This window comes from Hoeflea prorocentri (assembly GCF_027944115.1).
In the GTDB taxonomy this organism is placed as follows: Bacteria; Pseudomonadota; Alphaproteobacteria; order Rhizobiales; family Rhizobiaceae; genus Hoeflea_A; species Hoeflea_A prorocentri.
The window spans coordinates 1,967,575-1,980,815 of the sequence record NZ_JAPJZI010000001.1; the positions used below are offsets into that span (position 1 = coordinate 1,967,575).

The following is a 13,241-nucleotide window of genomic DNA, read 5'->3' on the forward strand; positions in this document are numbered from 1 at the left end:
TAGCCTTTCAAACGGTAATTCGACGCCGATTCGCGCGACAATTAAACCTGCATGATTTCGGCTTCTTTGTCACTCAGCAGCCTGTCTACTTCTGCAATCATCTCGTCGGTCAGCTTCTGCACGTCCTCAGCCTGATCGTGGCTTTCATCCTTGCTGATGTCGCTGTCCTTCTCGGCCTTCTTCAATGCGTCCATCCCGTCACGTCGCACATGCCTTATCGCGACCCGGCCGTTTTCAGCATAATTGTGCGCGACCTTTACAAGCTCTTTGCGGCGCTCTTCGTTCAACTCCGGAAGCGGAATACGCAAAGTTGCGCCATCCGTTACCGGATTGAGGCCGAGATTGGATTCACGAATTGCCTTCTCGACCGAACCGACCATCGACTTGTCCCATACGGAGACAAGGATCATGCGCGGCTCCGGAACCGAAATGTTCGCCACCTGATTAAGCGGCATTTTGGAGCCGTAAGCATCGACCGACACCGGGTCGAGCACGTTGGCCGATGCTCTGCCGGTACGCAAGGCCGCGATATCGGTCTTGAACGCGGAAATCGCACCTTCCATACGGCGCCTCAAATCAGCAAAATCTGCACCCTCAGTCATCGTCAACCAATCTCCAATTTATACCGGACTTGCCGCATTGCCCGATATCCAAACTACAAACGCTAAGAGGTCTACATCAGCATATCGTGAAACTACCGATCAGCCATGAGCTGGTCTATACCTTCCATCAGCTGTCTGTGACCACCGTCGCACGACCACCACCATTGAGAATTGCCGCAAATCCACCTTCTTCATGTATCGAGAACACAATGATGGGTATGGCATTTTCTCTCGCAAGCGCCACCGCTGCGACATCCATTACCGCAAGCCCTTTGTCCAGAACCTCGTCATGCGTCAAGGTGTCGTAACGGCTCGCTTCCGGATTGGTTTTGGGATCATCGGAGTAAATGCCGTCGACCTGCGTTCCCTTGAAAATAGCCTCTGCGCCCATCTCAGCAGCCCGCAGTGCCGCAGCCGAGTCGGTGGTGAAAAAGGGATTTCCCGTTCCGCCGGCAAATATTACGACACGTCCCTTGTCCAGGTGATGAAGAGCTGCGCGCTGTGAAAAACTCTGACAAATCTCCGGCATCGCGATGGCGGAAAGGACTTCGGTCTCAATACCGAGCTTTCGCAGCGACGTTGCCAATGCCAATGCATTGATAACTGTTGCGAGCATCCCCATGTGGTCGCCGGTCACCCGGTCGCCGCCTTTGGAAGCAACCGCAACACCGCGAAAAATATTGCCGCCGCCGACAACGACACCGACATCCACGCCCATGGTCCTGACCTTGGCGATGTCCGAAGCAATGCGGTCTGCAACAGCCACGTCGATCCCAAATCCCTGCTCGCCCATCAGGGCTTCACCGGACGCTTTGAGAAGAACGCGTTTGTATTTGGGGTTTTGTGACATGACTTGTTCCGTGCGAGAGCCTAGTGCCGGATACACGAAGGGCATCGCGTTGTCACGCAATGCCCCAGCATTTTCACTTAATTATGACGGATGCTTAACCGTTTGCGGCAGCAGCAACCTCCGCAGCGAAATCGCTCTCTTCCTTCTCGACACCTTCACCGAGCTGGAACCTTATGAAACCGGTCACTGTGATTGGCGCTCCGGCTGCGGCTTCGGCTTCCTTGATGGCTGCCTCCACAGTCAGGTCCGGATTGACCACAAAACTCTGCGACATCAGCGCTACTTCTTCAAAGAATTTGCGCATACGCCCTTCAACCATCTTCTCGATGATGTTGTCCGGCTTGCCGGACTCACGTGCCTGCTCGATGAAAATCGACCGTTCCCGTTCGGCAACCGTCGCGTCCACATCGGCAGACGTGACCGCCAGAGGATTGGTTGCGGCGACATGCATCGCGACCTGCTTGCCGATTGCGGCAAGGGCTTCGGCATTGCCGGAAGACTTCACAGCCACCAGAACTCCAAGTTTGCCCAAACCATCACCGACCGCGTTGTGCACATAGCTGGCAACGACGCCTTCATCGACGGACAGAAGAGCGCTACGGCGCAAATTCATATTCTCACCGATCGTAGCGACCGCATCGGTCACACTATCGGTAACCGATTTGCCGGTAGGCGGATAAGTTGCTGCTGAAACCGCTTCAACCGTTCCGTCCGTTCCAAGCGCCACTTCGGCAACGCCACGAACCAGATCCTGGAATGCATCGTTGCGAGCAACGAAGTCGGTTTCAGAATTGATCTCTACAACGACAGCCTTGTTACCGTCGGAGGCCACCCCAACGAGACCTTCTGCGGCGGTACGGCCGGATTTCTTGTCTGCTTTTGCAATACCCTTGGCGCGAAGCCAGTCAACAGCTGCTTCCATGTCGCCATTGGTTTCAGTCAACGCCTTCTTGCAGTCCATCATACCTGCGCCGGACTTCTCGCGCAGCTCTTTAACTTGAGATGCAGAAATGCTCATTTTCGCCTCTTATCAAGCGTAGGACGCGTTCCTTCTGGAAGCGTCTGATTGTAATTGACCCTGTGCAGATTCGCGTGACGTATCCGTGACACGCCACGCATCCGACGATCAGGAAGCCGGCGTTTCTTCGGCAGCCGCCTCAGGTTTCTCAGGCTCTGCTTCAGCTTGCTGTTCAGCAGCGGGTTCTTCCGGCGCAGCTTCTGTGGAAGCCGCTTCTTCAGCAGGCTTTTCCTCAACGGCCGCCTCTTCCAGGGCCGGTTCGACCGGCGCCTCTGCCGACGCTCCAATGTCCACACCGGCGGTTCCTTGCTGGCGCGCAATGCCGTCAAGCGCAGCTTTCGCAATGAGATCGCAATAAAGCGAAATTGCGCGCGCGGCGTCATCGTTGCCCGGGATCGGAAAATCGATCGGATCGGGATCGCAATTCGAATCCACAATGGCGACCACCGGAATATTCAGCCGCTTGGCTTCCTGAATGGCAATCGATTCCTTGTTGGTGTCGATGATGAACATCAGGTCCGGTGTTCCGCCCATGTCGCGAATACCGCCGAGCGCACGCTCCAGCTTGTCGCGTTCACGCTCCAGGTTAAGGCGTTCTTTCTTGGTAAAACCCTGTGCTTCAGCAGCAAGAAGCTCATCAAGCTTACGCAGGCGCTGAATGGAGTGAGAAATCGTCTTCCAGTTCGTCAATGTGCCGCCAAGCCAGCGTGCGTTGACATAATACTGGGCGGAACGTTTCGCAGAATCTGCAACGAGCTCGGAAGCCTGCCGCTTGGTGCCGACAAAAAGCACTCGTCCGCCTCCGGCCACGGTGTCGCTGACGACCTGAAGCGCCTGAGCGAGCATCGGGACGGTCTGACCAAGATCGATAATATGTACGTTGTTTCGGTCGCCGAAAATGTATTGTTTCATTTTCGGGTTCCAGCGGTGAGTCTGGTGACCAAAGTGGACACCAGCTTCAAGCAACTGGCGCATGCTGAAATCAGGCAATGCCATGCCTTGTCTCCTTTCCGGTTTAACCTCCGTGGTGCGTCAGCAGATTTTCTGCCACCGGCGGAAATGACCGGATTTCTCCCGGGCAGTCCCATGCACCACGTGTGGAATGGGCGCTTCCCTACAGCGGAACACCGGATATTTCAAGTGTAGAATCCGAATTCGCGAAAAGCCTTGCAACAAACGGCCTTGCAAGCCCCTAGCCCGTCGGCTGTGTTCCGGTTCAGGAGATGAGGGAAAGTACGACGTAGATTGTTGCCGAAAGAAGCGCTGCGGCCGGGACCGTGACGAGCCAGGCGGCAACAATGGTCATAAAATGCGAACGGCGAACCAGTTTGCGTCGGCGTAACTCGGATTGATTGATATTGGGTACACCGGCAGCGGAAACCGAAGCTTGTTTGCTCACATAGCGCCGGCGTCGTTTGGAATTGCCCGTATACCACTCGCGAAAGAACCCGACACCGAAAACCGCACCGACCGCGATATGCGTCGAGCTGACCGGAAGCCCTAACCAGGATGCAATTATCACTGTGATAGCCGCTGACAGAGCAACACAATAGGCCCTCATGGGATTGAGCCTCGTGATCTGTTGGCCGACCATTCGGATCAGCTTCGGACCAAACAAGAGCAGGCCAAAGGAAATTCCCAAGGCGCCAATCACCATAACCCAAAGCGGTATCGTCACCTTGGTTGCGATTTCTCCGGCGTTCACCGTATGAACGATCGCAGCCAACGGACCAACCGCATTGGCCACATCATTTGCACCATGCGCGAAGGACAAAAGTGCGGCAGAGCATATCAAAGGTATCGAAAACAGCTTGCGAAGGGACTGGTTGCGGTTTTCCAGATTGGCCGACTGGTAGGCAATCACCGGGCGCAACAACGCCCATGCGGCGATCGCGGTAACGAGACCTATCAGCAGTGCCGTCTGGATATCGATCCTGATGACCTTCTTGATACCTTTGAGAGCCAGATAGCAGGCGAAGGCACCCGCCATAATGGCAATCAGAACAGGGACCCATCGCCGGGCTGCCGCGATCTTGTCTTCCTGATAGACGATAAGCGTTTTGATCAAAGCCAGAAATAGAGCGGCTATAATACCGCCGATCAACGGCGATATCACCCAACTTGCCGCGATTCCTGCCATGGTCGGCCAATTGACAACGCTGAATCCTGCGGCGGCAATTCCAGCCCCCATAACCCCGCCCACAACGGAGTGGGTGGTCGATACGGGCGCACCGACCCATGTTGCCAGGTTGACCCACAGCGCCGATGAAATCAGCGCTGCCATCATCGCCCAGACGAAGCTGTTGCTGTCAGCGAAATTTGCCGGATCGATGATGCCCTTTGATATGGTGTTGACCACATCACCGCCAGCGATCAACGCTCCTGCACTTTCGAATACGGCCGCAATGACCAGGGCAACGCCCAAGGACATGGCATTCGATCCGACGGCCGGGCCGACATTGTTCGCAACATCATTAGCACCGATGTTCAACGCCATGTATGCGCCGACAACAGCCGCCGCTATGACAATCACTGATCCTGGAAGGCCGCTCACGAAAAAACTTGCAAATACGAGCGCCAACGCAAGGAAGGCGACGCCAATGCCAAGCCCCAACAACCGACGGGATACGAACTGAGTTGCGAGTTCGAACCGGGTCAATTTGTCCAGGTCTTTGTCGAGCGTATGTTTGCTGTAGCTCTTTTGGATTTCTGACAAGCGAACCGTTCCCAGCGAAGACGTCTTCACCTCGATTGCGGAGATGAAACGGCTTTATTGCTTTATGCAATCAGGCAGGCTGGAGCAAGTTCTCCCGGGCTTTCTGCACGAGAAAGCTATGGACAAAACGATTTTATCAGATCCTGCAGTTGAGGTTCGTCGACTTTGCCGGCGGCTTCCTCAACGCTGAACCACTTGCGCTGTCTCTGATCCTTTTCCGGATAATCGTCCTCTAAACGTTCCACTTCCAGAGGATAAACCTGTACGGTGCAGGGAACAGGCATGCCGTGCACCCATTTGTCGAACTCAAAGGTGCCGAGAGCTGTTGGGTCGATGTTCCCGACAACACCAGCCTCCTCATACGCCTCCTGGGCAGCGGTTCCCGGCTCGGACTCCTTTTTCATGGCCCATCCTTTGGGAAGAATCCAGCGTCCGGTGCCTCGTGATGTTATCAGTAGGATCTCGGCCTTATCCGCTCTGCGCCGATAACAAAGGGCAGCATACTGCAAGGGAGTCGGACGGCGCACCATCAGACTCAAGTATTCAGAAGCTGCAGTCCAGCTTTGCTTAATCGCAGACATAATAAATATCCCTGTGTAATCGGGATTCTTTTTCCCGCTTACTTTAATCTAGGTGGGCACGCGGTGGAATACACCATTGCTGCCAAGACGATATTTGAGTTCTTCACCCAACACCGTGATTCGATTTCCATTTTGCCTTTAATTGCTTACCAGGGGAAATCTAGCAACCTTCCCCTTCAAAGGTTTCAAGCGATGAAAGCGTCCCTTTGAGAGAGAATTCACCATAATCCATAATCAAATCACGGGTAATCCCGTTCTCATAAAGCTTGAATGAAACCCGATAAACAGGTGTTTCATCTTGGCTTTTCGTTTCATCGAAATAGGCAATCGTAACAGGCCAGGTTGGCTGTTCGGCTAGTTTGCCCGTTGCTTCAAGTTCTTTTTGCTGGATGTCCGAAATACGAGGCGAGCCGACGACGCTGGTGGTCAACATGACCTTGCGCCCTTCATCCGAGCCATCAAAAAGATGTGACTGAAAAAAACGATCGCCGTTTTTGGCCCGCTCAATCAGCGCAATCATCTGCGCGGTCGGGAACTGGGCCGGATCCAGTGTCAGCTTATCCCGCCTGGGGGTGGTCAGATCAACGGAGGTTCCGTCTTCGTCCGCCTTTGCGCTGCCGCGAACCTCCTGGTCCAGCCGCTGGTTCACATAGGACTTTGTGATGAACCGGAAGGTCTGCTCCTCCAGGTTCTCGTAGGTCGTTGTTTGCTGGTCGGTAAGACGCACGGAGTTGCCGGTGTCGAGCTGGGTGACAAATCGAAACCCGACGGTATATCCGGCACATTCAGACCCGTTAAACTCATACACCATCCGCCCGAACATGGATTCGATACCGGAACGCTCGGATGCATCCTCAAGCTCCAGATCATAAACTGCCCTGTGTGGCACCAGAGTTTCGGCAACTCCTGCTAAAGCCGCACCGCCCAGCGCCGCATTCAGATTGATTACAGCAATCGCACAGATTATCAGTCGCAAACGGAGATTCCTTCCTTCTTTGCGCGCCGTTTAACACGGTATTGCGACAAAATAGAGAGGCAAAACACAGTTTCATCTCTTTGTGTCAGTGAGCGCATGGTATCAACCGAGACCTTAACGGAGTCGAAAAATGTCAGAGACGATAAATGAACGCCTGATGGCGCGTGGAATTGAGCTGCCGGATGCGCCGGCACCGGCTGCGGCCTATGTCCCGTACGTCATATCCGGCGCAACACTTTATATTTCCGGCCAATTGCCCATGCGCGAGGGCCAGGTGAACATCACCGGACAACTTGCCGGCGATGAGGACATCGAAGCCGGGCAACAGGCCGCTGAACTGTGCGCCATCAATATTCTGGCGCAGGCAAATGCCGCGTTGAACGGCGACATGGACCGCATAACCAGACTTATCAAGCTGCAGGGCTTTGTCGCTTCGACCCCCGACTTTCACAAGCAACACCTCGTGATCAACGGCGCCTCCAACCTGCTGGCGGATATCCTCGGAGAACGCGGCGCCCATGCCCGCGCAGCCGTCGGCATGGCAGCGTTGCCGTTCAACGCTTCTGTCGAGATCGACGCAATCTTTGAAATTGGTTCGGAATAACGAGCCATGTCGGCTGGCTGGATCATCGACAAACCGATCGCCCATCGCGGCTATCACGACCTGAATCGGATGGTTTGGGAGAATACCCGGACTGCCTTCGACCGTGCGATGAATATGAGCATCCCGATCGAGTGCGATCTTCAGATGACTGGAGACGGTTCGGCTATCGTCTTCCATGATTACGAAACGGACAGGCTTTGTGGTGTTGAAGGCACCGTTCGGACCATGGACACAGAGGCACTTGTCCAGCTTCCAATCGGAACCGGAGCAGACACAATTCCGACCTTCCGCGATCTTCTGAACCAAGTGGACGGGCGGGTGGGCCTGGTTGTTGAACTGAAAAAACCGGCGCCTTTGGATGCCGACGCATTCGCTTCAGCAGTCCTTTCCGATTTGCAGGATTACGACGGGAAGCTTGCGCTGATGTCATTTGATCCAGTGCTGCTTGGCTGTTTGCTTGACAAGCAAGCAACGTGGCCTCTCGGCCTTGTGGCGGCGGAGTTCAATGAAGACGACAAACGCAGGAATGAAGACGCACTCTCACTGCCTCTGGATTTCGTTTCTTTTTGCGTCAAGCATCTGCCAAGCAGCTTTGTCACCAGGGTTCGAGCGGCGGGATTGCCTGTCATATCCTGGACCATCAGGGATCAGGAGACGCTGGAAACGGCACGCGCCCACACCGACCAGATTACCTTTGAGGGCTTTGACCCTCTGGTCTTGCCAGACTGAAAGCCGGCCTTAGATAGAGCCCATGCCTGACGCGAAAGCCAGCGACGACGATCAAACGAAGAGCCACGACGACGGTGAGTTCCTGATAAGGGTCGTTAATTCATTCAATGCCATAGACCCGGATCAATGGGCAAAACTCAAGGGGACAACACGCGGGTCGGAAAAGGACGCACCGTACAATCCGTTCGTCTCGCACGGTTTTTTATCGGCGCTCGAAGCAGCAGGATGCGCCACAGCCCAAACGGGTTGGCTTGGTCAACACCTTTTGTTGCAGACGACCGGCGATGAGCTCCTCGGCGCGCTCCCCTGCTATCTGAAAGGTCACAGCCAGGGCGAATATGTCTTCGATCATGCCTGGGCCGACGCTTTCGAACGCGCCGGCGGGAACTATTATCCAAAACTGCAGTCCTCAGTGCCGTTCACGCCGGCAACCGGGCCACGTTTGCTTTTCACCGACGATATGATCGCCGCCTCCACGAGGACTGCGCTGGCACAGGGCTTGACGACCCTAACCGACAAAAACGGATTATCCTCCGCGCACGCAACCTTTGTCCCGGATAACGAGATCGATATCTTTTCCAGTTGTGGCTACCTGGTCCGCACCGATCAACAGTTCCATTTTCATAATGACGGCTATGGCGCCTATGACGATTTTCTGGGCACGCTTGCATCGCGCAAACGCAAAGCGCTCAAAAAAGAGCGCCGCGTGGCTTTGGAAAACGACATATCCATTGATTGGCTTAGCGGCAGCGACCTGACAGAAGCGGTCTGGGACACATTCTTCGATTTTTACATGGATACCGGGTCACGCAAGTGGGGACGTCCCTATCTGACGCGCGAGTTCTTTTCGCTGATATCGGAAGCGATGGCCGACGACATCTTGCTGATCATGGCGAGCCGTGGATCTCGTTATATAGCCGGCGCCATCAATTTCATCGGTTCAGATACCCTTTACGGCCGGCATTGGGGATGCATCGAAGATCACCGTTTTTTGCATTTTGAAGTCTGCTACCACCAGGCCATCGACTTCGCGATCGAAAAGGGATTGAAAACCGTTGAAGCCGGTGCCCAGGGAGAACACAAGCTCTCACGAGGATATATGCCTGTGACAACGCATTCCGCGCATTACATCGCTCATCCTGGTCTAAGGCGCGCCGTCGCTGATTATCTTGGCCATGAACGGGCAGATGTTGAACGGATAAGCCAGCTTCTTCACGATCATGGCCCGTTTCGCAAAGGCTGACTGCCGCTTCGCCGCACCTTAAGTTTTTCCGGCAAGCGCGTCTCTGGTGGCGCGCAGCGTTTCCAGGAACCTGTTCGCCCGTTCTATGTTGACTTCAACCTCTTGGATCTTTCGGGACAGAAACTCGTCCATATCAAACTCTTGATCGACCGGACGCTCTATCTGTCGCAGAAAGAAACGCAGCTCCGAGATCGTAAAACCTGCCTTTTGCGCTTCATCAATCATACGTAACCGCTCAAAGATTTCCTCTTCGAAAACACGGTAAGAGTTGGTTGAATCCTGGCTCGCGCCGGAGGCAATCAGGCCGTTGCGTTCATAGAACCTGATCGTGTCTCTGCTCAAACCTGAGCGCCGGGCAACCTCGCCTATTCTCATCTGATACTCGACAAAACCATTGACAATGGTCCATTGTTAACATCAACTCGAATATCTGAAAAGCTCAAAGACAGCGGCTTCAACGTCAGGCTTGTTTGGAGAATAGATTGGGGAGAATTCGATATGGGCAGAAAATGCCAGAGTTGCGGCATGCCGCTTGCCAAGGACGAGAACGGCGGCGGTTCCAACAAGGATGGGTCCACAAGCACGCTCTATTGCTCTTTATGCTACCAAAATGGCGTATTCCTGCATCCGGACTTCAGTGCCAAGGACATGCAGGACTACTGTGTCGAACAGCTTACGAAGCGCGGGATGCCGCGTTTTATGGCCTGGATTTTTACCCGGGGAATTCCAAGTCTTGACCGTTGGAAAATCGCCGAAAGCTGAGCGGCCATATCCGGGTATTACAGGATTGTAATGCTCCCGTAAGGCACACGATATGTTGCGCCGGTAGACTTCTCTCATGGATTGCAAGCGGGACTCGCACTGCAGGGGAGAGGAACATGAACAAGAAACTTGTTGTTTTGGCCGGCGGTGTGGCAGCCGCGGCGATTGCCGGTTACGCAACGGCAGCCGGCAACTGGGTGGAAATCAGTGAGCGGGGCAATCAAATTTGCATCCGTTCGAATTCGATTCCGAACCATGCGACCGGCCAGTTTCCAAATCGCGGCAATCCTCACACAATCCGTCCGCAAAACATCAATGTGTGTGTCACTGCATCGCCAACCAAAGGAAGCCGGGCGCGCGGCACCGGCCCGGGCGCGATCGGGATAGCTCTGAACGGCGTCCTGATCCGCCCGGGAACAGCTGATTACTGGGATCCGACTTCACCACGAGGACACAGCCGCAATCGCAGTTCGGGCTGGAACCTGGAAGGAATGGGTTCCGCGAAGATGCTGGGAATGGATTCGGCCAATGCCCATGTCGACAATCGCGGCACCTATCACTATCACGGCGCGCCGATTCGTGCTGTCAGGACCCAGGGCGGAACACAAGTCGGATGGGCAGCCGACGGCTTTGAAATTCATTATGTCGGGTCAAGAGCCAAATCGGGCTACAGACTGAAGAAAGGGACGCGCCCCTCCGGCCCGGGCGGGCGCTACGACGGCAGATATGTCGAAGACTGGGTTTTCGTTGGCGGAGCCGGCAAACTCGACCAGTGCAACGGTGGAACCCTGAACGGTCAATATGTCTACTTTGCCACCGATACCTTTCCGTTCTACCCCCGTTGCTTTTGGGGCAGACCAAGCCGGAGTTTCAGAGGTCTGTAGTGTCTGCCCGAAACGGAGCCCGGTAATCTCCTGCCTCAGCGGGTTCAGCGCTCGACAGCTTCCAGTATGCGCTCAAGCGTCTGGTTTTGCTGCTGTTGAATGACCTCAATAGCCTTCAGCCTTTCTCGAACATCGCCGGACCTTTCTTCAAGTCGGTCCATGCGCCTTTCCATCTCAGCCACGTCCGAAACGTTCGCCGAGACATTGCTTCGCAAGGTGGTAAAGGCGGCAATGATGCTGGCGGCAACCACACAAAGGGCAATCAGGCTGCTCCAGGGCAAACCGGCGGGCTTGCAGGGATCCGACATCAAACCGGCCGCCCGAACCATTCGCGGCTCTGCATGCCTCGGGCTACGAGGCAGGCAAGCTTGCGGCCCTGGCGGTCCCGGGCGATATTGAACAGGAACCATGTCCCATCCCGCCCAACCAACAACTCCAGTTCTCCGGCGTGACGGTCATGAGCTCCCTTCCAGACGCGGCGCAGTTGCAGCGACACCAGCAGGGCCTCAAATCGCTCATCAGCAAGACCACAGCTCGGTATGGTATTCGTCATAAGCGGGTTTGCCGACCGCACGCTGCCCGTCGCAACGAAAAACGCACATGCCGCAATGACGGCAAGGCAAGGCAACCGCCCGAAGCGTGTTCCGATCATCGACGCAACCTTCCTGCAATGGTTTCGCCGATTTTAGCGACAAACAGAGAGCCGATGATCGCTCCGGCCCATTCGTCAAGCGGTGACGGCAGGGCTGCGACGGTCCAGTCTTGCGGAAAGGCGCAGTCCGCGCACCATAAGACGGAATAGAGACAGACCGCGGCAAACCAGAGGCCGAGCGGCACGATAAAAAACAAAGGGAACCACCACCCGCGCCCGGTTAAGACAGTGACCTGAGCTCGCATGTAATCGGCAAGAACATCTGCCCGGATCCGGTCACGTTCCGTCTTGTCGTCCACTTTGTGATCGATGGTATCGAGAATGCGATCAAGCGTTCCGCCGGTGAGCCGCCCAAACGCTGTGCCGAGCAACTTTACCAAAACAGTCACCATCAGCCGTCCTTTCCGCGCAGTCCGATCAGCCCGAGGCCGAACGAGATCATGACGGCAGGCGGCACATCGGTCATAGCGCTGAGAATATTGGCAGCAGGCTTCAGGCTCGGGATTTCTCCCCCGGCGGCAACAACCGCGCCGGCCAACAGGGCAGCGAAGCCAGTCCACCAGGTCAGTGATCGGGGTTTGAAGTATTTCCTGGTCATCGTTTTCCTCCAAATACCAGGGTGAGGATGGACAGCAGCATGGCCAGCGGACGGAAACCGGGCTTTGTATCTGAAACCACGCGCGGGGCGGCGTCGGGTTTGCTGCCGGGTGAAGTCAAACCGCACTTTCGTTCGGTGAAACCCGCTTGGGATACCGATGCCGGGTTGACCGTGTCCCTGGGCACACCGCCTGCATTGCGGATCGCCATGAGAAACGAGCGGTAGTAGCCGGCAATCACTTCCCACTTGTCGGTAATGTTGACGGTCCGCCGGGCGCCCTTGAGATCATCCTTGCGGGCATCGGGCAGGTAATGAGCAATTCCGAAACCACGGCCGTTCCAGCGCCCGTCCAGCAAACCTCGAATGAGAATGCGCGCGCCGATAACCGGATCGAGCGCCTTGTCAGGATATCTGACGAGGTCGACACCGGCGTCCTCGCTTGAACGCTCGTAATTGCGCTTCCAGGTAAGCTGCACCTGGCCACGGCCGTAATAGGCGTGGCCGTAAGGTGGTTCCGGTTGGGCATATCTGGCCTGGCGCAACCGGTGGCGAGCCGTGGCGTCATCCTTCGCGAGCGTTTCACGCACCGGAACCATGCGCCGAGCGGTCTCGTGATAGGCGGTGGCAAGTGCGTAGGCGAGCGTCTTCGCCCGCCCATCGCCATGGGAGACAAAGGCATCAAGAATACCCTCGATACCCCTCACCTGCTGCTGGGATAAGGACGTGCCAAACACGCCACTCCCACGACGCCGCAGCGCCGTAAAGAATGCTGTACGGTTCATGAAGTTTCCTCAATTCAAGACGTAGAGGTGAAGTTGACACATCTGTAGCCCGCAAGTTAAAGTTATTGTTTCTAAACATCACAAGGTTTAGGCAATGAAAAAAAGCTACGAAAAACCACAGGCTCGAGCACAAGGCAGACTCGAGAAGACTACAGCAATCGTTCCGCTGTCTCTTAAGAAGAAATAAGAACCGGATAAGCTCTTGTTCTTGAGATACCGCACGCCGTCGCGGCTATCTGAACAA

General features: G+C 55.4%; 18 protein-coding genes. 5 read left to right on the forward strand and 13 right to left on the reverse strand.

The window, feature by feature from the left end:
* Window positions 1–41: 41 nt before the first annotated feature.
* The 7 genes from frr to OQ273_RS09235 form a co-directional block, all read right to left on the reverse strand.
* Window positions 42–602 (reverse strand): ribosome recycling factor, encoded by a 561-nt coding sequence (gene frr, locus OQ273_RS09205; protein WP_267990148.1) that lies wholly within the window; start codon window positions 600–602, stop codon window positions 42–44.
* Between the two features lie 127 nt (window positions 603–729).
* Window positions 730–1,452 carry a UMP kinase gene (gene pyrH / locus OQ273_RS09210; protein WP_267990149.1) on the reverse strand — a complete coding sequence of 241 codons (723 nt, stop codon included), beginning with the start codon at window positions 1,450–1,452 and terminating at the stop codon, window positions 730–732.
* A 94-nt stretch (window positions 1,453–1,546) separates the two neighbouring features.
* Window positions 1,547–2,470: a translation elongation factor Ts gene (gene tsf, locus OQ273_RS09215; RefSeq protein ID WP_267990150.1), complete on the reverse strand. Its 924-nt coding sequence runs from the start codon at window positions 2,468–2,470 to the stop codon at window positions 1,547–1,549.
* A gap of 108 nt (window positions 2,471–2,578) precedes the next feature.
* Window positions 2,579–3,466, reverse strand: coding sequence for a 30S ribosomal protein S2 (rpsB, locus tag OQ273_RS09220; RefSeq protein WP_267990151.1), 888 nt, complete (start codon window positions 3,464–3,466; stop codon window positions 2,579–2,581).
* 220 nt (window positions 3,467–3,686) lie between these two features.
* Window positions 3,687–5,186: an inorganic phosphate transporter gene (locus OQ273_RS09225; protein WP_267990152.1), complete on the reverse strand. Its 1,500-nt coding sequence runs from the start codon at window positions 5,184–5,186 to the stop codon at window positions 3,687–3,689.
* Between the two features lie 116 nt (window positions 5,187–5,302).
* Window positions 5,303–5,767, reverse strand: a complete 465-nt coding sequence (locus tag OQ273_RS09230) for an NUDIX hydrolase (protein ID WP_267990153.1) — start codon at window positions 5,765–5,767, stop codon at window positions 5,303–5,305.
* A gap of 160 nt (window positions 5,768–5,927) precedes the next feature.
* On the reverse strand, window positions 5,928–6,743 hold the full coding sequence (locus tag OQ273_RS09235; protein WP_425493368.1) for a cell envelope integrity EipB family protein: 816 nt from the start codon (window positions 6,741–6,743) through the stop codon (window positions 5,928–5,930).
* Window positions 6,744–6,873: 130 nt separating this feature from the next.
* Between OQ273_RS09235 and OQ273_RS09240 the strand changes: the two genes are divergently transcribed.
* Genes OQ273_RS09240 through OQ273_RS09250 form a run of 3 tightly spaced genes read left to right on the forward strand, consistent with a single transcriptional unit; the run spans window position 6,874 to window position 9,319 of the window.
* Entirely contained in the window at window positions 6,874–7,347 is a 474-nt protein-coding gene (locus OQ273_RS09240; protein ID WP_267990154.1) for a RidA family protein, read from the forward strand.
* A 6-nt stretch (window positions 7,348–7,353) separates the two neighbouring features.
* Window positions 7,354–8,076 carry a glycerophosphodiester phosphodiesterase family protein gene (locus OQ273_RS09245; RefSeq protein ID WP_267990155.1) on the forward strand — a complete coding sequence of 241 codons (723 nt, stop codon included), beginning with the start codon at window positions 7,354–7,356 and terminating at the stop codon, window positions 8,074–8,076.
* A gap of 22 nt (window positions 8,077–8,098) precedes the next feature.
* The gene (locus OQ273_RS09250; protein WP_267990156.1) at window positions 8,099–9,319 is read left to right on the forward strand and encodes a GNAT family N-acetyltransferase; all 1,221 of its coding nucleotides are present in this window, start codon (window positions 8,099–8,101) and stop codon (window positions 9,317–9,319) included.
* Between the two features lie 18 nt (window positions 9,320–9,337).
* Here the strand turns inward: OQ273_RS09250 and OQ273_RS09255 are convergent, their stop codons facing one another.
* Entirely contained in the window at window positions 9,338–9,694 is a 357-nt protein-coding gene (locus OQ273_RS09255; protein ID WP_267990157.1) for a MerR family transcriptional regulator, read from the reverse strand.
* 123 nt (window positions 9,695–9,817) lie between these two features.
* Between OQ273_RS09255 and OQ273_RS09260 the strand changes: the two genes are divergently transcribed.
* Both OQ273_RS09260 and OQ273_RS09265 read left to right on the forward strand, forming a co-directional pair.
* Window positions 9,818–10,081 (forward strand): zinc ribbon domain-containing protein, encoded by a 264-nt coding sequence (locus tag OQ273_RS09260; protein ID WP_267990158.1) that lies wholly within the window; start codon window positions 9,818–9,820, stop codon window positions 10,079–10,081.
* A gap of 116 nt (window positions 10,082–10,197) precedes the next feature.
* Window positions 10,198–10,965 (forward strand): YHYH protein, encoded by a 768-nt coding sequence (locus tag OQ273_RS09265; RefSeq protein ID WP_267990159.1) that lies wholly within the window; start codon window positions 10,198–10,200, stop codon window positions 10,963–10,965.
* Window positions 10,966–11,009: 44 nt separating this feature from the next.
* Here the strand turns inward: OQ273_RS09265 and OQ273_RS09270 are convergent, their stop codons facing one another.
* The 5 genes from OQ273_RS09270 to OQ273_RS09290 are packed head-to-tail and all read right to left on the reverse strand — an operon-like array spanning window position 11,010 to window position 12,997.
* Window positions 11,010–11,273: a hypothetical protein gene (locus OQ273_RS09270; RefSeq protein WP_267990160.1), complete on the reverse strand. Its 264-nt coding sequence runs from the start codon at window positions 11,271–11,273 to the stop codon at window positions 11,010–11,012.
* Window positions 11,273–11,617 carry a hypothetical protein gene (locus OQ273_RS09275; RefSeq protein WP_267990161.1) on the reverse strand — a complete coding sequence of 115 codons (345 nt, stop codon included), beginning with the start codon at window positions 11,615–11,617 and terminating at the stop codon, window positions 11,273–11,275. Before OQ273_RS09275 ends, OQ273_RS09270 begins: the two co-directional genes overlap by 1 nt.
* Window positions 11,614–12,009, reverse strand: coding sequence for a hypothetical protein (locus OQ273_RS09280; RefSeq protein ID WP_267990162.1), 396 nt, complete (start codon window positions 12,007–12,009; stop codon window positions 11,614–11,616). Before OQ273_RS09280 ends, OQ273_RS09275 begins: the two co-directional genes overlap by 4 nt.
* Window positions 12,009–12,215, reverse strand: coding sequence for a hypothetical protein (locus tag OQ273_RS09285; RefSeq protein ID WP_267990163.1), 207 nt, complete (start codon window positions 12,213–12,215; stop codon window positions 12,009–12,011). The genes OQ273_RS09280 and OQ273_RS09285 overlap by 1 nt, the downstream gene beginning before the upstream one ends.
* A complete protein-coding gene (locus OQ273_RS09290; RefSeq protein ID WP_267990164.1) occupies window positions 12,212–12,997 on the reverse strand; it encodes a glycoside hydrolase family 19 protein in 786 nt (261 codons plus the stop codon). The genes OQ273_RS09285 and OQ273_RS09290 overlap by 4 nt, the downstream gene beginning before the upstream one ends.
* Window positions 12,998–13,241: the final 244 nt, after the last annotated feature.

Coding starts and splice junctions, on each gene's coding strand:
- frr (WP_267990148.1), bottom strand. CDS start 602: ATGACTGAGGGTGCAGATTTTGCTGATTTGAGGCGCCGTATGGAAGGT.
- pyrH (WP_267990149.1), bottom strand. CDS start 1,452: ATGTCACAAAACCCCAAATACAAACGCGTTCTTCTCAAAGCGTCCGGT.
- tsf (WP_267990150.1), bottom strand. CDS start 2,470: ATGAGCATTTCTGCATCTCAAGTTAAAGAGCTGCGCGAGAAGTCCGGC.
- rpsB (WP_267990151.1), bottom strand. CDS start 3,466: ATGGCATTGCCTGATTTCAGCATGCGCCAGTTGCTTGAAGCTGGTGTC.
- OQ273_RS09230 (WP_267990153.1), bottom strand. CDS start 5,767: ATGTCTGCGATTAAGCAAAGCTGGACTGCAGCTTCTGAATACTTGAGT.
- OQ273_RS09240 (WP_267990154.1), top strand. CDS start 6,874: ATGTCAGAGACGATAAATGAACGCCTGATGGCGCGTGGAATTGAGCTG.
- OQ273_RS09245 (WP_267990155.1), top strand. CDS start 7,354: ATGTCGGCTGGCTGGATCATCGACAAACCGATCGCCCATCGCGGCTAT.
- OQ273_RS09250 (WP_267990156.1), top strand. CDS start 8,099: ATGCCTGACGCGAAAGCCAGCGACGACGATCAAACGAAGAGCCACGAC.
- OQ273_RS09255 (WP_267990157.1), bottom strand. CDS start 9,694: ATGAGAATAGGCGAGGTTGCCCGGCGCTCAGGTTTGAGCAGAGACACG.
- OQ273_RS09260 (WP_267990158.1), top strand. CDS start 9,818: ATGGGCAGAAAATGCCAGAGTTGCGGCATGCCGCTTGCCAAGGACGAG.
- OQ273_RS09265 (WP_267990159.1), top strand. CDS start 10,198: ATGAACAAGAAACTTGTTGTTTTGGCCGGCGGTGTGGCAGCCGCGGCG.
- OQ273_RS09270 (WP_267990160.1), bottom strand. CDS start 11,273: ATGTCGGATCCCTGCAAGCCCGCCGGTTTGCCCTGGAGCAGCCTGATT.
- OQ273_RS09275 (WP_267990161.1), bottom strand. CDS start 11,617: ATGATCGGAACACGCTTCGGGCGGTTGCCTTGCCTTGCCGTCATTGCG.
- OQ273_RS09280 (WP_267990162.1), bottom strand. CDS start 12,009: ATGGTGACTGTTTTGGTAAAGTTGCTCGGCACAGCGTTTGGGCGGCTC.
- OQ273_RS09285 (WP_267990163.1), bottom strand. CDS start 12,215: ATGACCAGGAAATACTTCAAACCCCGATCACTGACCTGGTGGACTGGC.
- OQ273_RS09290 (WP_267990164.1), bottom strand. CDS start 12,997: ATGAACCGTACAGCATTCTTTACGGCGCTGCGGCGTCGTGGGAGTGGC.